This window comes from Streptomyces sp. NPDC030995, from assembly GCF_055571215.1.
Map to the genome: position 1 here is coordinate 33125 of NZ_JBVIFS010000006.1, position 18148 is coordinate 51272.

At 71.5% G+C, this 18148-nt stretch carries 16 protein-coding genes; 6 read left to right on the plus strand and 10 right to left on the minus strand.

The genetic code is table 11. The features are described from left to right. Positions 1-6: 6 nt before the first annotated feature. Both ACZ45T_RS12070 and ACZ45T_RS12075 read right to left on the minus strand, forming a co-directional pair. Complete coding sequence (locus ACZ45T_RS12070) at positions 7-921, minus strand: NAD-dependent epimerase/dehydratase family protein (protein ID WP_468440120.1); 915 nt, start codon at positions 919-921, stop codon at positions 7-9. A 253-nt stretch (positions 922-1174) separates the two neighbouring features. Then, the gene (locus ACZ45T_RS12075) at positions 1175-2566 is read right to left on the minus strand and encodes a glutamate decarboxylase (protein ID WP_468440122.1); all 1392 of its coding nucleotides are present in this window, start codon (positions 2564-2566) and stop codon (positions 1175-1177) included. A gap of 278 nt (positions 2567-2844) precedes the next feature. Here ACZ45T_RS12075 and melC1 point away from each other — a divergent pair, with 278 nt between their 5' ends. Both melC1 and melC2 read left to right on the plus strand, forming a co-directional pair. Then, a complete protein-coding gene (gene melC1, locus ACZ45T_RS12080) occupies positions 2845-3234 on the plus strand; it encodes an apotyrosinase chaperone MelC1 (RefSeq protein ID WP_468440124.1) in 390 nt (129 codons plus the stop codon). Beyond that, positions 3231-4076, plus strand: a complete 846-nt coding sequence (melC2, locus tag ACZ45T_RS12085) for a tyrosinase MelC2 (protein ID WP_468440127.1) — start codon at positions 3231-3233, stop codon at positions 4074-4076. Before melC1 ends, melC2 begins: the two co-directional genes overlap by 4 nt. On the opposite strand, the gene ACZ45T_RS12090 is transcribed toward melC2, so the two are convergent. Together ACZ45T_RS12090 and ACZ45T_RS12095 are read right to left on the minus strand one after the other, a co-directional pair. Beyond that, positions 4034-4735: a response regulator gene (locus ACZ45T_RS12090; RefSeq protein ID WP_468440129.1), complete on the minus strand. Its 702-nt coding sequence runs from the start codon at positions 4733-4735 to the stop codon at positions 4034-4036. The two genes, melC2 and ACZ45T_RS12090, sit on opposite strands and share 43 nt — an antisense overlap. Continuing rightward, the gene (locus ACZ45T_RS12095) at positions 4732-6363 is read right to left on the minus strand and encodes a sensor histidine kinase (protein ID WP_468440656.1); all 1632 of its coding nucleotides are present in this window, start codon (positions 6361-6363) and stop codon (positions 4732-4734) included. The genes ACZ45T_RS12090 and ACZ45T_RS12095 overlap by 4 nt, the downstream gene beginning before the upstream one ends. Positions 6364-6519: 156 nt before the next feature. Here ACZ45T_RS12095 and ACZ45T_RS12100 point away from each other — a divergent pair, with 156 nt between their 5' ends. Both ACZ45T_RS12100 and ACZ45T_RS12105 read left to right on the plus strand, forming a co-directional pair. Further along, positions 6520-7896: a cation:dicarboxylate symporter family transporter gene (locus ACZ45T_RS12100; RefSeq protein WP_468440131.1), complete on the plus strand. Its 1377-nt coding sequence runs from the start codon at positions 6520-6522 to the stop codon at positions 7894-7896. 275 nt (positions 7897-8171) lie between these two features. Beyond that, positions 8172-9947 carry a S8 family peptidase gene (locus tag ACZ45T_RS12105; RefSeq protein ID WP_468440133.1) on the plus strand — a complete coding sequence of 592 codons (1776 nt, stop codon included), beginning with the start codon at positions 8172-8174 and terminating at the stop codon, positions 9945-9947. A gap of 69 nt (positions 9948-10016) precedes the next feature. Here the strand turns inward: ACZ45T_RS12105 and ACZ45T_RS12110 are convergent, their stop codons facing one another. The 3 genes from ACZ45T_RS12110 to ACZ45T_RS12120 form a co-directional block, all read right to left on the minus strand. Next, positions 10017-10685 carry a (2Fe-2S)-binding protein gene (locus tag ACZ45T_RS12110; RefSeq protein ID WP_468440135.1) on the minus strand — a complete coding sequence of 223 codons (669 nt, stop codon included), beginning with the start codon at positions 10683-10685 and terminating at the stop codon, positions 10017-10019. A 48-nt stretch (positions 10686-10733) separates the two neighbouring features. Next, positions 10734-11144 (minus strand): VOC family protein, encoded by a 411-nt coding sequence (locus tag ACZ45T_RS12115; protein WP_468440137.1) that lies wholly within the window; start codon positions 11142-11144, stop codon positions 10734-10736. A gap of 82 nt (positions 11145-11226) precedes the next feature. Continuing rightward, positions 11227-12027: an alpha/beta fold hydrolase gene (locus ACZ45T_RS12120; protein ID WP_468440139.1), complete on the minus strand. Its 801-nt coding sequence runs from the start codon at positions 12025-12027 to the stop codon at positions 11227-11229. A 140-nt stretch (positions 12028-12167) separates the two neighbouring features. Here ACZ45T_RS12120 and ACZ45T_RS12125 point away from each other — a divergent pair, with 140 nt between their 5' ends. Beyond that, the gene (locus tag ACZ45T_RS12125; RefSeq protein WP_030384802.1) at positions 12168-12854 is read left to right on the plus strand and encodes a GNAT family N-acetyltransferase; all 687 of its coding nucleotides are present in this window, start codon (positions 12168-12170) and stop codon (positions 12852-12854) included. Positions 12855-12938: 84 nt separating this feature from the next. On the opposite strand, the gene ACZ45T_RS12130 is transcribed toward ACZ45T_RS12125, so the two are convergent. Together ACZ45T_RS12130 and ACZ45T_RS12135 are read right to left on the minus strand one after the other, a co-directional pair. Next, entirely contained in the window at positions 12939-13979 is a 1041-nt protein-coding gene (locus tag ACZ45T_RS12130) for a TolB family protein (protein ID WP_468440141.1), read from the minus strand. Positions 13980-14075: 96 nt separating this feature from the next. Then, entirely contained in the window at positions 14076-14957 is an 882-nt protein-coding gene (locus tag ACZ45T_RS12135) for an alkaline phosphatase family protein (protein WP_468440143.1), read from the minus strand. Positions 14958-15481: 524 nt separating this feature from the next. On the opposite strand from ACZ45T_RS12135, the gene ACZ45T_RS12140 reads away from it, so the two are divergent. Further along, positions 15482-16522: an alpha/beta hydrolase gene (locus ACZ45T_RS12140; RefSeq protein WP_468440658.1), complete on the plus strand. Its 1041-nt coding sequence runs from the start codon at positions 15482-15484 to the stop codon at positions 16520-16522. Here the strand turns inward: ACZ45T_RS12140 and ACZ45T_RS12145 are convergent. Continuing rightward, positions 16500-17984 carry a carboxylesterase/lipase family protein gene (locus tag ACZ45T_RS12145; protein WP_468440145.1) on the minus strand — a complete coding sequence of 495 codons (1485 nt, stop codon included), beginning with the start codon at positions 17982-17984 and terminating at the stop codon, positions 16500-16502. The genes ACZ45T_RS12140 and ACZ45T_RS12145 overlap by 23 nt on opposite strands. Positions 17985-18148: the final 164 nt, after the last annotated feature.

The window sequence follows — 18148 nt, forward strand, 5'->3', positions numbered from 1 at the left end:
TCCGTCTCACCGCCCGGCGAGCGCACGCAACCCTTCGGTGCAGCCCGCGCTGTCCGGCGTCCACCCCAGCTCGGCCTTCGCCTTGGCGTTGGACACGCGCATGTTCGTCGTGAGCACCCGGTGGACGTAGGGCGCGGCGCGCAGCAGCCAGGTGGGCACGGTCATCGGCTTCGGGGTGCCGAAGGCCTCGGCGACCGCCTTGACGTGCGCGCCGAAGCCCGTCGGGGTGTCGTCGACGATGTTGTACGCCTGCCCCGCGCGGCCGCCCTCGACGGCGAGCGCCACGGCGCGGCCGGCGTCGGCCAGGTCGACCCACGGCAGCACCCGCCCGCGGTCGGCGAACGCCGGGATCTTCCGCTTGCGCAGCATCTCCACGAGCGTCTCGGTGCCCCCTGCGCCGTAGAAGAGGCCGAAGCGCAGCGAGATGCCCTCAATTCCCTCGGCGCCCAGCATGAGCTGCTCCTTGACCCGCATGCCTTCGAGGTGGCGCTCCACCGCGGCGTCGCCCGCCGGGCCGAACAGGTCGGCGTCCTCGGTGATCACGTGGTCGCCGTGGTCCCGGTAGCCGTACCCGAAGATCATCGACTCGGCGATGACGCGGCGGGCGCCGACCGCGCGGGCGGCCTCCATCAGGTGCCTGGTTCCGATCAACCGCAGGTCGTCGGTGGCGAACATGTCCTTGTGCCGCACGGGTGCGTTGCGCAGGGCGGTGGCCGCGTGCACGACCGTGTCGACCTGGAGGCCGTCGACCGCGCGCAGCAGCCGGTCGCGGTCCATCAGGTCGGCCCGTACGTCGGCGTCCGCGCCGCGGCCGAGGCCGATCACGGTGTATCCGGTGCGGGTGAGCGCCTCGGCGATGTGGCGTCCCAGGACTCCGCTCGCCCCGGCCAGCAGTACCTTCTTGGTGTCGTTCATGCCCATGGGACAAGACACCTCCCTCTCACGTGACACCCGTCGCGCGTGACCCGCGTCACATCGCGTCCTGGCCCTGTCCGGGCGATCTTCGCGGGCCCGCGCTGCCTGGCACGGCACCTCGCCGCGTTGTCGGACCGCGCTGGTACGTCCAGTACGAGCTGCGACCTCCCCCAGCTACCGCTGGGAGGTACCCCCACCGCCTTGCGATGCACCGCACCAGACAACGCGGGCTGATCCACGAAGATCGCCCGGACCGGACCTAGTGGTGGAACCCGGATCGGGGCGCCGCGGCCGGGACGGGCGGGGGCGTGGCCTGCAGGTGCTCCACGGCCCGCCGCACGTCGGTGACGAGGAGGGCGATCTGGTCGCGCGTCACGCCGTGCCGGACCAGGATGCGCTGGATGACCGTGTCGTCACGGTCGGCGGGCAGCGGGTACGAGGGCACCTGCCAGCCCCGCATGCGCAGCCGGTCGGAGAGGTCGTAGAGGCTGAAGCCGGCGGCGGCCGGGTCGGTGAGCTTGTAGGAGACGGCGGGCAGGGCGCCCTGGCCGTCGTAGAGGAGGGTGAAGGGGCCGATCCGGTCGATCTCCCGGGCCAGGTACTGGGCGGTGTCGGCGCAGGCCTGCTGGACCCGCCGGTAGCCGCCCCGGCCCAGGCGCAGGAAGAGGTAGTACTGGGCGACGACCTCGCCGCCGGGGCGGGAGAAGTTGAGGGCGAAGGTCGGCATGTCGCCGCCCAGGTAGTCCACCGTGAAGACGAGGTCCGCGGGCAGCAGGTCGGCGGTGCGCCAGACGATCCAGCCGACCCCGAGGGGCGCGAGCCCGTACTTGTGGCCGGAGGTGTTCACGGAGGCGACGCGCGGCAGCCGGAAGTCCCACACCACGTCGGGGTGGAGGAAGGGCGCGACGAATCCGCCGCTCGCGCCGTCCACGTGGATGGGGACGTCCCAGCCGTGCTCGGCCTGGATCCGGTCGAGTTCGGCGGCGATCTCGGCGACGGGCTCGTAGTCGCAGGTGTAGGTGACGCCGAGGATGGCGACGACGCCGATGGTGTTCTCGTCGACGTGCATGGCGAGCTGATGGGGCTGCAGCCCGGTGGCGCCGGGCTCCAGGGGTACCTGGCGCAGCTCGACGTCGAAGTAGCGGGCGAACTTCTCCCAGCAGATCTGGACCGGGCCGCAGACCAGGTTGGGGCGGTCGGCGGGCAGGCCCGCAGCGCGGCGTCGCTCGCGCCAGCGCCACTTGAGGGCGAGGCCGCCGAGCATGGCGGCCTCGCTGGAGCCGGTGGTGGAGCAGCCGGTGGCGGCGGTTCCGGTGGGGGCGTTCCACAGGTCGGCCAGGATGTTGACGCAGCGGGCCTCGATCTCGGCGGTCTGCGGGTACTCGTCCTTGTCGATCATGTTCTTGTCGAGGCACTCGTTCATCAGGCGGTGCACGCCGTCGTCCGACCAGGTGGTGCAGAAGGTGGCCAGGTTCTGGGCGGCGTTGCCGTCCAGGAGGAGCTCGTTGTGGAGCACTTCGTAGACGACCTCGGTGGGCGAGTGATCCTCCGGCATCCGGTACTTGGGGAGGATCTGGCCGCTCAGCGCGGACGCGAACACGTCCGTCTCGGCGTCCCGGGCGCGTGCGTCCTTCGTCTCATGAAGTGCCATATCGGGACTATATGCGACAGAACCACGCGACCGTCACGAGATCGACATCGCCGATTCGCCGCGCCTTCAGGCCGACTCTGCGGTGTGACCCCACCCATAGGACCCTCGATGAGCCGCAGGAATTGCGGTCCAGTAGACTCAATCCCGCAGATCTTCCCGTTCTGGCCTCTGGAGCCGGTCCGGACGGGAAGATCATCCAACTTGTTCTACCGGCAACTTATCCGCTGATGTCCGGATAACAGTCAGACGTCTCCCTCGTCCTGATACCTCTTCGGCTTATGAAGCAGATCACTCGCCGTCAGGCCTTGGGGACAACTGCCGGTGCGTTAACCGTCCTTGGCCTCAGCGCCGCCGCTACCAGCGTCGCCACGAGCGCCGCCGCAACCCCCTCCGCGTCCACACCCCCGGGTGCGGTCGACGAGGTCTACCAGGGGCGCCGCATACAGATCACCCCGGGCGGAGGCGGCCATCACGGCGGCCACCACTCCCCCGGCCTGCCCACCGTCCGGATAGACGGCCGCGAACTGCACGTGATGCGCAACGCGGACGGCAGCTGGATCAGCGTGATCAATCACTACGAGACGTACCCCGACCCCGCACTGCTCGCCCGCGCCGCGGTCCGCGACCTCCAGGGCGCGGCCCTCGTCCCCTTCGGAGGTGCGGCGTGACCGTCCGCAAGAACCAGGCCGCGCTCACCCCCGAGGAGAAGCGCGCCTTCACCGCGGCCCTGCTGGAGCTCAAGCGCACCGGCAGCTACGACCGCTTCGTCACCACCCACAACGGCTTCATCATGGGCGACACCGACTCGGGTGACCGGGTCGGCCACCGCTCCCCTTCCTTCCTGCCCTGGCACCGGCGCTTCCTGCTGGAGTTCGAGGCGGCGCTGCAGATAGTGGACGCGAGCGTCTCGCTCCCCTACTGGGACTGGACCGCGGACCGCACCGCCCGCTCCTCCCTGTGGGCCCCCGACTTCCTCGGCGGCACCGGCAGGGCCCGCGACGGACAGGTCCTCGACGGCCCGTTCGCGTACGCGTCGGGAAAGTGGAACATAGGCGTACGGGTGGACGGGCGCGCGTACCTGAGGCGCGCGCTCGGTACGGGTGTCGCACAGCTGCCCACCAAGGCCGAGGTGGACTCCGTACTCGCCATGCCGGTGTATGACATGGCCCCCTGGAACAGCTCCTCCAACGGCTTCCGCAACCACCTGGAGGGCTGGCGCGGCGCCAACCTGCACAACCGGGTGCACGTGTGGGTGGGCGGGCAGATGGCCACCGGGGTCTCCCCCAACGACCCGGTGTTCTGGATGCACCACGCCTTCATCGACAAGCTGTGGGCCGAGTGGCAGGCCCGGCATCCGCAGTCCGGGTACCTGCCGAGCGCGGGCACCGCGAACGTCGTGGACCTGAACGACACCATGCGGCCGTGGAACGACGTGACCCCCGCGGACATGCTGGACCACCGGAAGTTCTACACCTTCGACACCGAACCGGCCGCCGCCAGCCAGCGGTAGTGCAGTTCCGGGCGGCCGACCTGGCCGTACCGGGGGGTGCGGTCCGCGCGGCCGGTGTCCACCAGGTGCTCCAGGTAGCGGCGGGCCGTGATCCGGGAGATCCCGGCCGCCTCGGCCGCCCCCGCCGCCGTCAGTCCCTCGGGAGCCGCCCGCAGCAGGGCGGCGACCCGGTCCAGGGTCGGCGCGCTCAGCCCCTTGGGGAGTTCGGCCGGGCGGGGGGCGCGCAGAGCGGCCATCGCCCGGTCCACGTCGTCCTGGCCGGCCGCCTCGCCCGCCGTCGCGCGGAACTCAGCGTAGCGCAGGAGCCGTTCACGCAGGGTCGGGAAGGCGAAGGGCTTCAGGACGTACTGGACCACGCCGAGGGAGACGCTCTCGCGGACCACGGCCAGGTCCCGAGCGGAAGTCACCACGATCACGTCGACGGGGTGGCCCGCGGCGCGCAGCCCGCGCGCGAAGCGCAGGCCGTGTCCGTCGGGCAGGCCGAGGTCGAGGAGCAGCAGGTCGACCCGGGTCCGCTCCAGGACGCGGGTGGCCTCGGCGAGCGAGTGGACGGCGCCGACGGCGGTGAAGCCGGGCACCCGGCCGACGTAGAGTGCGTGCGCGTCGGCGGCGACCGGGTCGTCCTCGACGACCAGCACCCGTACGTCGCCCCCGCTCACGCCGGGCCCCCGGTGACGGGCGCGTCCGTCGCGGGGCCCGCACCGGTCGCGGGGCCCGCACCGCTCGCAAGGCCCGCATCCGCGCCCCACGACGCCGCGAGCGGCAGGCGTACGGTGAACTCCGCCCCGCCGCCCGGGCCCTGCGCGGCGATGACCGCGCCGCCGTAGCGCTGCGCCACCTGCCGGACCAGGGCGAGGCCCAGGCCGCGGCCCTCCCCCTTGCCGGACCAGCCCCGGCGGAACACGTCGACCCCCTCGGGGAGCCCCGGCCCGTTGTCCGCGACCCGCAGCAGCAGCTCGCGCCCCTCCGGCCGCAGGGTCACCGCGATCCGCGCGCCCGGTACGGCGGTGACCGCGTCGACCGCGTTGTCGATGAGGTTGCCCAGGACGGTGACCAGGTCGCGGGCCGGCGGCAGTCCGCCCCCGTCGGCGAGACTGCGGCTGTCGGCGGTGACGACCAGCTCCACGCCGCGCTCGTGCGCCTGGGCGGCCTTGCCCAGCAGCAGCGCCACCAGCACCGGCTCGCCGACCGCGGTGACCACCTCATCGGTGAGGGCCTGGGCGAGTTCCAGCTCGGCGGTGGCGAAGTCCACCGCCTCGTCCGCGCGGCCGAGTTCGATGAGGGAGACCACGGTGTGCAGCCGGTTGGCCGCCTCGTGGGCCTGGGAGCGCAGGGCCTGGGTGAATCCCCGCTCGTGATCCAACTCGCCGGTCAGCGCCTGCAGTTCGGTGTGGTCGCGCAAGGTGACCACGGTGCCCCGGCGGCCTCCGCCCGCGACCGGCGAGCTGTTGACGACCAGCACCCGCTCCGCGGTCAGGTGCACCTCGTCCACCCGGGGCCGGTCGGCGAGCAGGGCCCCGGTGAGGGGGGCCGGCAGACCGAGGTCGGCGACACCGGTGCCGGTGATCTCGCCGCCCGGCAGGCCGAGCAGTTCGCGCCCGGCGTCGTTGATCAGGGTGATCCTGCGCTGCCCGTCGAGCATGAGCAGCCCCTCGCGGACCCCGTGCAGGGCCGCCTGGTGGTAGTCGTACATCCGGCTGAGCTCGGCCGCGTTCATGCCATGAGTGTGGCGGCGCAGCCGGGCGTTGACGATGTACGTGCCCACTCCGCCGAGGGCGAGTGCGCCGCCCGCGACCCAGACGAGGGCGGCCAGCTGTGCGCCGAGCCGGTCACTGATCGCGCGGACGGTGATCCCGGCGCTGACCAGGCCGACGATCCGGCCGTCGTCCTCGAGCGGGGTGACGACCCGGATGGAGGGGCCGAGGGTTCCGGTGTAGGTCTCGCTGAAGGTCTCGCCGCGCAGTGCGGGGGCGGTGTTGCCCATGAAGGGCTCGCCGATCCGGCGCGGGTCCGGGTGGGTCCAGCGCCGCCCGTCGGGGGCCATGATCGTCACGAAGTCCACCCCGGAGTCCGCGCGCACCTTCTGCGCGTAGGGCTGGAGCAGGACCGACGGGTCGCTCCCGCCCGCCGCTCCCCGTACGGCCTCGCGTACGGACGGGGAGTCGGCGACCGCGCGGGCCACGGCCCCGGCCTGGCGCCGGGCGGCGTCCTCGGCCTGGGAGCGGGCGGTCGCGTACGCGAAGACGGCGCACCCTGCGACGACCACGGCGACCAGCAGCACCTGCATGGCGAAGAGCTGGCCGGCGAGGCTGCGCGGGGGCCGGGGGAAGCGGAACATGGCGCTCAGTGTGCACCGGGTCGTGAACTCAATGAACGCAAGGGTGACCGGGGTCACAGCGCTGGGCGATGGTCTCCCCGAACGTATTCACCACCAGGAGGCATCGTGGCCGCCAGACGCGACAGAACGCATTACCTCTACATCGCGGTGATCGGCGCGGTGCTGCTCGGCATCGCCGTCGGCTTCGCCGCGCCCGGCGTGGCCGTGGAGCTCAAACCGCTGGGCACCGGCTTCGTCAACCTCATCAAGATGATGATCTCGCCGGTGATCTTCTGCACGATCGTGCTGGGCATCGGATCCGTGCGCAAGGCCGCCAAGGTCGGCGCCGTGGGCGGCCTCGCCCTGGGCTACTTCATGGTCATGTCCACGGTCGCGCTGGCCATCGGCCTGTTGGTCGGGAACCTGCTGGAGCCGGGCAGCGGCCTGCACCTGACCGAGGCGGCGCGCCACGCGGGCGAGGCACAGGCCAAGGCGGGCGGGGCCGAGAGCACTCCGGAGTTCCTGCTCGGGATCATCCCGACCACGATGGTGTCCGCCTTCACCGGCGGCGAGGTGCTCCAGACGCTGCTGGTGGCGCTGCTCTGCGGGTTCGCCCTGCAGGCCATGGGCACGGCGGGCGAGCCGCTGCTGCGGGGCATCGGGCACGTGCAGAAGATGGTGTTCCGGGTGCTCGCGATGATCATGTGGGTGGCTCCGGTGGGCGCCTTCGGGGCGATCGCGGCGGTGGTCGGCGCGACCGGCATCGACGCGCTGAAGTCCCTTGCCGTCATCATGATCGGCTTCTACACGACCTGTCTGCTCTTCGTGTTCGTGGTCCTGGGGACGCTGCTGCGGGTGTGTACGGGAGTCAGCGTCTTCGCCCTCCTGCGCTACCTGGGCCGGGAGTTCCTGCTGATCCTCTCGACCTCCTCTTCGGAGTCGGCGCTGCCGCGGCTGATCGCGAAGATGGAGCACCTGGGGGTGTCGCGGCCGGTCACCGGGATCACGGTGCCGACCGGGTACTCCTTCAACCTCGACGGGACCGCGATCTATCTGACGATGTCCTCGCTGTTCGTCGCCGAGGCGATGGGCAAGCCGCTCGCCCTGGGCGAGCAGATCTCGCTGCTGCTGTTCATGATCATCGCCTCGAAGGGCGCGGCCGGAGTGACCGGCGCGGGACTGGCCACCCTCGCCGGCGGGTTGCAGTCGCACCGGCCGGAACTCGTGGACGGGGTCGGCCTGATCGTGGGCATCGACCGGTTCATGAGCGAGGCCCGGGCCCTGACGAACTTCGCGGGCAATGCGGTCGCGACGGTGCTCATCGGGACGTGGACGAAGGAGTTCGACCACGGGCGGGCCGCCGAAGTCCTCGCGGGACGGTTGCCCTTCGACGAGAGCACGCTGGTCGACGACGCACACGGGGCGGAGCCGACCGGACCGGACGCGACGCCGGCCGCCGTGCCGGTCCCGTCGCACAGCCCCAAGGACGGCGTACCGGTCTAGCCGGTCCGCCCGCACGGGCCGACCGGGCAGGGTTCGCCCCCACGGTACCCAGCCCGGTCGGCCCGCCGCATTCTCCGCACTTGCACCCATAGTCGGTATTCGGCCACCGATAACCGAACCCCCATGTTGCAAAAGGTACTTCCGTAGCAGGCCGTGTGCATGACATCTTGCGTCCACCACTTGTTTCGTACGGCCCGGCATGTGCAACGCGCACCACCGGGTCATCGGAGGACGCATTGATACCCCACATATCCAGCCGACCTCGACGTACCCTCGTGCTGGCCGCCACACTCGGCGCCGCACTGACCTTCGGGGCTCCCGCCGCACTCGCCGGCACCGACCCGGTCTCTCCTTCCGGTTCCCCCGCCTCGGCTCCCGCTGCGGCGGCGCCCCAGGCCGCGGCCCCGACTTCCCAGAGTGCGACCTGGGTTGCCGGCACCCGTGCCTACCTCGTGATCACCGCTCCCGGTGACACCACGGCGGTCCGCAACGCCATCGCCGCCAACAGCGGCACGGTCTTCCAGTCCTACGACGCGATCGGCGTGATCGTCGCCCACTCCGCGTCCGGCTCCTTCGCCACCACCATGCGCGGTGTGAGCGGCGTCCAGCAGGTCGGCGCCACCCGCACCTCGGACGTGCCGGCGGACGCCTACAACCCGGCGCTGCCCGCCAACCCGGCGCAGTCCACGACGCCCACGGGCGAGCCGGTCCGCGCCGACATGACGCAGATCAAGGCCGACCAGGCCTGGGCCGTCACCACCGGCTCCGCCACCGTCAAGGTCGGCATCCTGGACACCGGTGTGGACGACCAGCACCAGGACCTGGCCCCGAACTTCAACGCGGCGGACTCCGCGTCCTGCGCGTACGGCAAGCCGGACACCCGTACGGGCGCCTGGCGTGACGTCGGCACCCACGGCACGCACGTGGCCGGTACGGTCGCGGCCGCCAAGAACGGCAAGGGCGTCATCGGCGTGGCCCCGGGCGTGAAGATCTCCTCGGTGCGCATCGCCGAGCCCACCTCCTCACTGTTCTTCGCCGAGAACACCGTCTGCGGTTTCATGTGGGCGGGTGACCACGGCTTCAAGGTCACCAACAACAGCTACTACACGGACCCGTGGCAGTTCAACTGCCCGGACAACGCCGACCAGGCCGCGATCATCGAGGGCGTCAAGCGCGCCCAGGAGTACGCCGAGGGCAAGGGTTCGCTTCAGGTCGCCGCGGCCGGCAACTCCAACCTCGACCTGGCCAACAAGACGACCGACACCGAGAGCCCGAACGACTCGACCCCGGTCACCCGCACCATCACCAACGCCTGCCTGGACATCCCGACCGAACTCCCGGGCGTGGTCACGGTTTCGGCGATGGGCACCACCGCGAAGGCCTCGTACTCCAACTACGGCCTGAACGTCATCGACGTGACGGCCCCGGGCGGCGACGCCACCGGCATCTACAGCACCCTGCCGGGCGGCAAGTACGGCAGCATGAGCGGCACCTCCATGGCCTCCCCGCACGTCGCCGGTGTGGCGGCGCTGCTGGCCAGCACCAACCCGGGCATCACCCCGGCGCAGCTGCGCGACAAGCTGGCCACCCAGGCCAATGACGTCGCCTGCCCGTCGGACACCCGTTGCAAGGGCACCACGACGAAGAACGGCTTCTTCGGCGAGGGCCAGGTCGACGCCCTCAAGGCCGTCGGCTCCACCCCGCCCCCCGGCAAGTACTTCGAGAACCTCGGTGACTTCGCGATCGGTGACAACACCACCGTGGAGAGCCCGATCACCGTCAGCGGTGTGACCGGCAACGCCCCGGCCACCCTCAAGGTGGGCGTGAACATCGTGCACACCTACATCGGTGACCTGAAGGTCGACCTGATCGCCCCGGACGGCACCGTCTACACCGTGCACAACCGCTCGGGCGGCAGCGCCGACAACATCAACCAGGTCTACACCGTCAACGCCTCCTCCGAGGTCGCGAACGGTACCTGGAAGCTCCGCGTGAACGACAACGCCGGCGGCGACACCGGCAAGGTCGACTCCTGGAACCTGACCTTCTAGTCAGCGAGTCCGCGAGTCGGAGCGCCGGGCCGGCGGGGAGCACCTGCTCCCCGCCGGCCCTTCGCCGTTTCACCTGGTCCGCAGCACGCAGTCCCCGCAGAGCCCGCCGCCGGGCACCTGGTAGTAGAGGCAGCAGCTGCGCCGTACGAAGGCCACCCCGAGCCCCTCCTCGTGGATGAAGGTGCCCGTGCCCGCCAGGGCTCCGCCCTCGGCCAGCAGCGCGCCCGCGAGCGATACGGCCGCGCCGCCCGGCACCCTGTCGATCAGCACCCGCAGCGCCCCGACGAGCCCGGACGCCGCATTGCCCCGCAGGACCTTCGGCGAGACCCCGAACCGCTCCCGCAGGCCCGCGTCGAGCACGGCCAGGTTCCCCAGCACGGTCTCCCCGAGCAGGCCGGCCGGCAGGCCTTCGGGCTCGGGCAGCCACAGTTCCAGCGACCCCGCCTCCGGCAGCCGCCACCACACCCGGTCGGCGGACAGATCCGGCACCCGCCCCGCCAGAGCCGCGCAGCCCAGCCCGAGCGACCACAGCCGGGAGGCGATGCCGAACTGCGCGGTCGAGGCGGCCACCCTGCCGGGCCCGCTGCCGATCCGCCGCCCCACCTCGGCGACGTACGGCCCGAGTCGCTCCCCGTAGAGGGCGGCCAGCGGCCGGAAGCCGGGCCCGGGCGGCTCCTTCCCGTACGCAACGGTGAAGAAGGGCCCCACGGCGGCCAGTCGCCGCAGTACGTCGTCCATGCCCAGGATGATCTCAGGCCCCCGGGCCCGGTTCGGACGGGCCCCGGTTCAGGCGGGGTCCGGGGTCGCCCCTTCGAGGATCTCCATGTAGTGCGGGTTGCGCATGATGCCGAGCACATTGCCGAAGGGGTCGGTGACCGCCGCCGTGACGAAGCCCCCGTCACCGTGCGGGGTCACCGGCTGGTACTCCGTGGCTCCCAGGTCCAGCAACCGCTGCCGGACCGCCAGAAGATCGTCGACGGCCCAGTACGCCACCGCGCCGCCCGGCTCCCTGGCCGCGCCCGGCGGGGCGTAGCAGCGGTCGACGATGCCCAGCTCGTGCTGGTAGTCACCGATGCGGAACTCCGCGTAGCCCGGCCGCTCGAAGTACGGCGCGATGCCGAGCAGCTCGGTGTACCAGGCCTTCGCCGCCTCCAGGTCGTCGGCCCAGAAGTTGATCGTCGCGAACCCGCGCAGCATCACTACCTCCTCGGCAGGAACAACATCCCGACTCTACGACGGCCCCTGCGGGCCCGCCCGTTCGCTCGGGCCTCCGTTCCGCTCAGATCCCGGCGAGGAAGCCCAGCAGCGCCCGGTTGAAGGCCCCGGGCCGCTCCACCCCCGGCAGATGGCCGGCCCCCTCGATGACGGCCAGCACCGAGCCCGGCATCAGCGCGTGCAGGGCCTCGGCCTCCGCAACCGGGGTGTAGACGTCGTCCGCGCCGACCACCACCAGGCAGGGTTCGGTGGCCCCGGCGAGCACGGGCCGGTAGTCGGGGCGCTCGGCCCGGCCGCGCAGCGCGGCGGCCGCGCCCTGCGGGTCGGTCGCGCGCATCATGGCGCTCACCCGTGCGGCGGCCTCGGGCATGGCGGTCACGTTGTAGGGCGCAAGCATCTTGTCGATGACCTCTTCCGCGTAGGGCCCCATGCCCTCGGCGATCAGCCGTTCGGCGGTCTCCCGGCGGAACTTCGCGCCCTCCTCGGTCTCCGGGACGGGGGAGGTGTCGGACAGCACGAGGGCCCGTACCAGACCCGGGTGGCGCAGTCGCACCTCCATGGCGATCTGGCCGCCCATGGACACTCCACCGACGATCACCTGTTCGATGCCCAGGCGGGCGAGGAGGGCGGCCAGGTCGTCCGCGAGATCGGCGAGCAGCGCCGTGCCCGGGAGCACCGGGCTCTCCCCGTATCCCCGCAGGTCAGGCGTGATGACACGGTAACCGGCGGCCGTCAGGGCGGCCGTCTGGGGGGCCCACATCGTGCGGTTGAAGGGATGTCCGTGGATCAGGATTACGGCCGCTCCGTCGCGGGGACCCAAGTCGTCGAAAATCAGTGTCGCGCCATTGCCAAATTGGGGGTTCATGAGAGCACTTTAAGGAGCTACATTGAGCCACTCGCGTTCACCTGACAGCCGGTTGCCTTTCACTCGTGTTTTGCACGAGGGGCGAGGTCAGGGACGCAGACTGTGCAACCACCCCACCGCCCAGAAGGACCGAAGGCTCCGTGCCCGTACCCGTACACCTCGCGGGCCGCACCGTGCGGCTCGAGCCCCTCGCACCCCACCACACCGAGGCCCTGGCCGTGGCCGGTGCCGAGGATCGTACGACTTACGCCTTCACCCCCGTACCCCATGGGGTGCAGGCGTCCCACGAGTACATCGACCGTGCCCTCGCCGATCAGGCGGCGGGTCGATCGCTCCCGTTCGCGGTGGTCAGAGCCACCGACGGCCGGGTCGTCGGTTCGACCCGGTTCCTGGAACTCGACTACTGGCAGGGGCCGCTCGTGTGGCCCGCAGTGCCCGGCGTCCCGTTCGGCGATCCGGCGACGGCGATCCCCGATGCCGCCGAGATCGGCAATACCTGGCTGTCCCCGGGCGCCCAGGGCACCGGCATCAACACCGAGGCGAAGCTGCTCATGCTCCGCCATGCCTTCGAGACCTGGGGCGTCCGGCGCATCTCGCTGCGCGCGGATGCCCGTAACGGCCGGTCGCGAGCCGCGATGGAGCGCCTCGGCTTCACCTGCGAGGGGGTCCGACGGGCCCATTCGCGGGGGCTCGACGGGGCGGTCCGCAGTACCGCCTTCTACTCGATCCTCGACGAGGAGTGGCCGGCCGTACGGTCGATCATCGAGCTGAGGCTGTCGGCGGGCGCGCAGCGCAAGCGGCGCCGCAAGACGCTCGTTCCGGCGTAACGGTCCTGCGCCGACGGCCCTAGGGCCTGTCTTTCGGATCCGGCCTGATCCGAAAGGCAGGCCCTGGCCCCGCCCCGCCCGGTCTCAGCCGAGGAAGGCCGGGGCGAGGGCCGATGCCATGAGCCGGCCGGGAGCGCCGCTCCCGTCGGCCGCCACCGCGTACAGGTCGGCGCCGAAGTCCCCGGGCAGGGAGTAGACGACGGTCCGGTCGTCCGTCCACACCACCTGGTCGTCGACGCTGCGCTCCTCGCCGAGCGGGGTCTCCGCCCCGGAGGCCAGGTCCAGGGCGTACAGCCGCCACGGCGCCTCGGCCGGCAGGCCGGCCACCCGCTTCTTGAACACCACCCGGGTCCCGTCGGGCGACAGCGACGGGCACTCGACGTTCTCGCGCAGGGTGGTCACGGTGCGCCCGGCCAGGTCCCCGCGGACCAGGTGGGTCCGGCCGCCGGTGGCCATGGTCGCGTAGAAGCTCCGCTCGTCGGCGGTGAAGGTCACGCCCCAGAAGTTCACGTCGGCGCTGCGGTACTGCTTGCCGTCCTTGAGGACGGTGAAGTCCTCCAGCGAGGCGTCGAGCCTGCCGGTGCGCAGGTCGAGCACCGAGGTCCGCGTCGAGAAGTCCGTACCCGCGTACGAGTCCCCGCCGACGAAGACGGTCCATGCGGCGAGGTGCCCGCCGGGCGAGACCCGGGCGCGGGTGGGGATGCCGGCCAGCGTGTGCGCCGACACCTCCTTCAGCCGGGCGTCGAGGACGACGGCCCGGTAGCCGCCCTGGACCGCGCCCGGGACCCCGCCCTTGTCGGCCTGGAGGCAGATCCCGGTGCCGGCGGCCGCGTGGAAGCGCAGGCAGCTCACCCCGGACGCGGTGCGGGCCCCCTCCGGCGCGTCGGCCGGGACGGTGGCGAGCTCGTCGCGGTGCGGGCCCCAGGCCATGTTCCGGAACACGATCCGCCGGCCGCCCTCGCCCGGAGCCAGGGAGAACTCGCCCCGGGTGACCCCGGGGCCGCCGGCCTGGGCCCGGTTCTTCTCCTCCGCCCGGTCGGCGGCCCGCAGGAAGGAGATCCCCGCAACGACGGCGAGCACGGCCACGACGGCGGCGAGGATCAGGATCCGGCGTCGGAGAGACATCAGTGACATGGCTCGCATGGGGGCCTTTCGGGGGTGTGGGAGGTCAGACGCCGTCGGCGGACGCGGGGGTACCGGGGCTGTCCGCGACGTACACCGTCAGGAAGCCCAGATCCCCGTGATGTCCTTGGCGGTGGCGGCGTTCCCGGCATGAGCGGTCAGTCCGGCCAGGCCCTCCAGGGTGCGCAGCATGTCGTAGTGGTTGTAGGTGGTGCTCGACGAGCTGCCCGGGGTGACGGGCTGGCCGTAGAGCACGGTGGGGATCTTGTTGCCGGCGAGCCTGTTGTCCTCGTCGAAGGTGACGACGAGCAGGCTGTTGTGGGTCTTGGCCCAGTCCGCGTAGGACTTGAGGTTGTTCTTGAGCCAGGTGTCTCCGGTGCCGACGGAGCAGTCGTGCATGTCGTTGCAGAGGTTCGGGACGACGAAGGACATCTTGGGGAGGGTGGTGAAGTCCGTGGGGAACTGGGTCATGGTCTTCGCGGTGCTGGTGGGGACGTTGGAGAAGGCGAACCAGGGGTTGTGCTTGCGGGCGTACTTGCCGCTGGAGCACGTGGTGGAGCCCTGGCTGGGGAGGGTCTCGTTGTAGCTGGCCCAGCTCTGGCCCGCCGCTATCAGCTCGGAGGCCAGGTTGGGCGCGGAGCTGAAGCCGGGGGTGTAGCAGCTGTCGCCGGTGACGCCCTGGTGGGAGCCCGAGAAGAGCTGGAGGTAGTTCGGCTGGCTCGGGTGGGTGATGCCGTACGACCGGGTGAGGTTGGCTCCCCCGCTCTTGAGGGAGTTGATGTAGGGGGCGCTGGAGCTGCCGATGACCTGGCTGTAGGCGTGGTTCTCGAAGACCACGACGACGACGTGGTCGGGGGTGGGCAGGCCGGCCGCGTGCGCGGGCTGGGCGGCGCCGATGCCCGCCCACAGGGCCACGCCCGCGACGCTGAGGCCGAACGCGGTGGCGAGGGCGGTCTTACGAGGAGAACCTGGCAGGGGCATGCCAAACAAGGGGTACCTCCGGGCGGTATGGGGGTTCGGGAGGCGGCGCGGACGCACCATACCCAGGGGCATCTGCACTGGCCAGGGATAGTCGGCGAACAGGACCCGAACTCCACGGTCCTTCGGGGCACCGGGTAAGGACCTTCTCCAGAAACCCCCAAGAGAAGGAAAAATGCGGAACCCGGACATGCTTTCGTTCATCTTTCGAACGGACGGACGCCAGCCACCAGACCACCGCCACCAGACCACATCGCCCCCTTGGGGCAGCACCAGCCGGAGAGCCACCGCACATGTCGTACGCACCCGACGGGCAGCAGTACCAGCCGTACCGGCCGGAAGGGCAGAGCCCGCAGCCGCCCCACGGCGACCAGTACGGCCAGCCGTACGGACAGCAGCAGACGTACGGACAGCAGCAACCTCCGTACGGTCAGCAGGCGCAGTACGGGCAGCAGGACCATTACGGCCGGCAGGACCACCCGGAGCAGCCCGAGCCTGCGCGCCGCAAGTCCCGGGGCCGGCGCTGGATGATCGCGGGTGCCTCCGTCCTCGCGCTCGCGGGCATAGCGGCGCTCGTGATGAACCACTACGAGATACCCCCCTTCACCGACAAGGGCTCCGCGGTGTCCTTCGGGCAGCCGCCCGCGGGCGGCTCCGGAAAGCCCGGCGGCGCCGTGACCCAGCAGCCGGCGAGCTCCAAGATGCTCATGCCCACCGGGCCGCAGGCCGAGTTCAAGAACTCGATGACCCTGCCCGACGGCACGCACGTGGCGGTCACCACGCTGGACGGCAAGAAGTCCGGTTTCAAGGGCAAGGTCTGGGTCTGGGCGCCCAAGGAGTACAACGACCCGAAGTTCGCCAAGAGCGGCTTCCCTGTCATGATCGCCCTCCCGGGCGGCGCCGGCTTCCCCAGCAACTACTGGATGGGCACCGACCTCGGTCTCCAGACCAGCATCAGCAAGTGGTACGCCGAGGGGAAGAGCAAGCCCTTCATCCTGGCCATGCCGGTGCTCAACCCGGCGCCGGACGACAAGGGCATCTACTGGGACGGCTCCGACATCCCCGGCCAGCCCAAGATGGGAACCTGGCTGACCGAGGACGTCCCGGACCTGATGAAGGCGAACTTCCGCACCGTCAAGTCCCGTGACGGCTGGGCTTTCATGGGCTCCTCCACGGGCGGCTTCGCGGGCCTGAAGGCCGTGCTGAAGCACCCGGACAAGTTCAAGGCCGTGATCGCCTCCGGCCCGGACATCGTCCCGGACTCCTCCCTGTGGAAGGGCTACGACAAGGAGAAGGCCGAGAACAACCCGGAGCTGCTGGCGAAGCAGCTCATCGACCGCAAGGGTCCGGACGTCTATCTCGCCTTCCAGGTCGGCGACAGCGAGAACAACAAGAAGACCCTGCCGGACGTGCAGAAGTTCATCGCCACCTACGGCAACAAGGGGCCCGTCCACACCGAACTGAGGATCATCAAGGGCGGTCAGCACAACGCCAAGACCTACGTCCCGAACATGGGCGAGGGTCCGATCCAGTTCATCAGCAAGGTCATGGAAGGGCCCGTCGAGTAGTCGCCGGTTCTTCCGTCCGCCCGCGCGAGGGCCCGCCGAACCTCTTCGGCGGGCCTTCGCCGTTCCAGGCCGCCCAGCCCGGAGCGCCCGTCACCGCGAACCGCACCCAGGCCGCGTGCATCTCCTCGGCCAGTGCCTGCGGGGCGTCCGGGCCTGCCAGCCAGGCGGCTTCCGGAACGTCGAGGGTGTCGAACACGAAGCCCAGCTCCAGCGCGTGGCAGGCGCCGAGCCCCGGTACGCCGGAGGGCCAGCCGAACTCGTACAAGAAGCTCGGCGCCGCCCGCCGCGCCCCCGCGAGCCGCCGCAGCGGGTCGCGCAGCAGCCGGTCGGTGAGCAGCTGCCCGGCGAGCTCGGCCGGACCCGCCCCCGGCAGGGCGGCGCGCAGCGTCCGTACGGCGGCCCGGTCCTTGTCCGCGCGGAGCCGGGCCAGCGTCACCGCGAGCGGGCCCAGCCGGTCGAGCAGCCGCGTCCCGCCGGTGGGGGCGAGCCACAGCCGGTACTCCTCGCTGGTCCACCCGAGCAGCAGGGGCACGTCGCCGGAGGCCGCGGAGCCCGCCAGGGCGTCGAGCGGGTCACCCGGGACCGTGTCCGGGTCGCTCACCAGGCCGAAGGCGGGGCCGCCGAGGAGCGGGCCGGATCGGCGCAGCACGGCCGCCTGGGCGGCGAGCAGGGTGGGCAGGGCGGTGGCCGCGAAGGCCTCGGCGGTGGCGTCCACCTTGAGCAGTGAGGCCATCCGCCGGGCCATGCTGCGGACCTTGTCGCGCGGCAGGACCTCGGGGGCTCCGCTCTGCAGGACGGCCCGGGCGAAGAGCCCGGCGGCGCGCGGGGCGGCCAGCAGGGAGCCGATGCTGATGGCTCCGGCCGATTCGCCGAAGACCGTGACGCGGGCGGGGTCTCCGCCGAAGGCCCCGATGTTGTCCCGGACCCATTCCAGCGCGGCGATCTGGTCCAGCAGGCCGCGGTTGGCGGGAGCGTCGGGGAACAGGCCGTAGCCGAGCACGCCGAGGCGGTAGTTGAAGGAGACGAGGACGACCCCGTCCCGGGCGAAGGCGGAGCCGTCGTACACGGGGACGGCCGAGGAGCCGCGGGTGAGCGCCCCGCCGTGGATCCACACCATGACGGGAAGCCGTGCCCCGGGCGCCGGATCGGGGGTCCACACGTTCACGCTCAGGCAGTCGTCCCCGGGGATCTCCGGATCGGCGAGCAGGGCCGCGAACGGGGCCTCGTACGGCACCTTGGGAGCGGTGGGACCGAACGCGGTGGCCTCCCGTACGCCGTCCCAGGCGGCCGGGGGCGTGGGCGCCGCGAAGCGGAGGGCGCCGACGGGCGGTGCGGCGTACGGGATGCCCCGGAAGACGGCGGTCCCGTGGGCCCCGGTCCGGCCCTCGACCACGCCGGCGGCGGTCCTGACCCGTGGCCGGCCGCCACGGCCGGCGCCGTTGCCCTCGACGTCTGCGCCCATCTCGTCCTCCTGAATGCCGTTGCCGTCGCACGGTCGCACAGCCGTCCAGCGAGTGACAAGGCGTGACCGGGCCCCGCGGACCGGCGAGGTCACCCAGGTGGCGGCTCTGCTTCGTCTCTGTGCGATTTCCCGTCACCAGGTAGGCCCAGTGGCCGTGACCCCTC

Bases quoted from the DNA above. Each gene is read 5' to 3' on its own strand.
- ACZ45T_RS12145 (WP_468440145.1), bottom strand. From the start codon at position 17,984: ATGGGCGCAGACGTCGAGGGCAACGGCGCCGGCCGTGGCGGCCGGCCA.
- ACZ45T_RS12120 (WP_468440139.1), bottom strand. From the start codon at position 12,027: ATGAACCCCCAATTTGGCAATGGCGCGACACTGATTTTCGACGACTTG.
- ACZ45T_RS12075 (WP_468440122.1), bottom strand. From the start codon at position 2,566: ATGGCACTTCATGAGACGAAGGACGCACGCGCCCGGGACGCCGAGACG.
- ACZ45T_RS12115 (WP_468440137.1), bottom strand. From the start codon at position 11,144: ATGCTGCGCGGGTTCGCGACGATCAACTTCTGGGCCGACGACCTGGAG.
- ACZ45T_RS12070 (WP_468440120.1), bottom strand. From the start codon at position 921: ATGGGCATGAACGACACCAAGAAGGTACTGCTGGCCGGGGCGAGCGGA.
- ACZ45T_RS12135 (WP_468440143.1), bottom strand. From the start codon at position 14,957: ATGCCCCTGCCAGGTTCTCCTCGTAAGACCGCCCTCGCCACCGCGTTC.
- ACZ45T_RS12130 (WP_468440141.1), bottom strand. From the start codon at position 13,979: ATGTCTCTCCGACGCCGGATCCTGATCCTCGCCGCCGTCGTGGCCGTG.
- melC1 (WP_468440124.1), top strand. From the start codon at position 2,845: ATGAAGCAGATCACTCGCCGTCAGGCCTTGGGGACAACTGCCGGTGCG.
- ACZ45T_RS12095 (WP_468440656.1), bottom strand. From the start codon at position 6,363: ATGCAGGTGCTGCTGGTCGCCGTGGTCGTCGCAGGGTGCGCCGTCTTC.
- ACZ45T_RS12110 (WP_468440135.1), bottom strand. From the start codon at position 10,685: ATGGACGACGTACTGCGGCGACTGGCCGCCGTGGGGCCCTTCTTCACC.
- ACZ45T_RS12140 (WP_468440658.1), top strand. From the start codon at position 15,482: ATGATCGCGGGTGCCTCCGTCCTCGCGCTCGCGGGCATAGCGGCGCTC.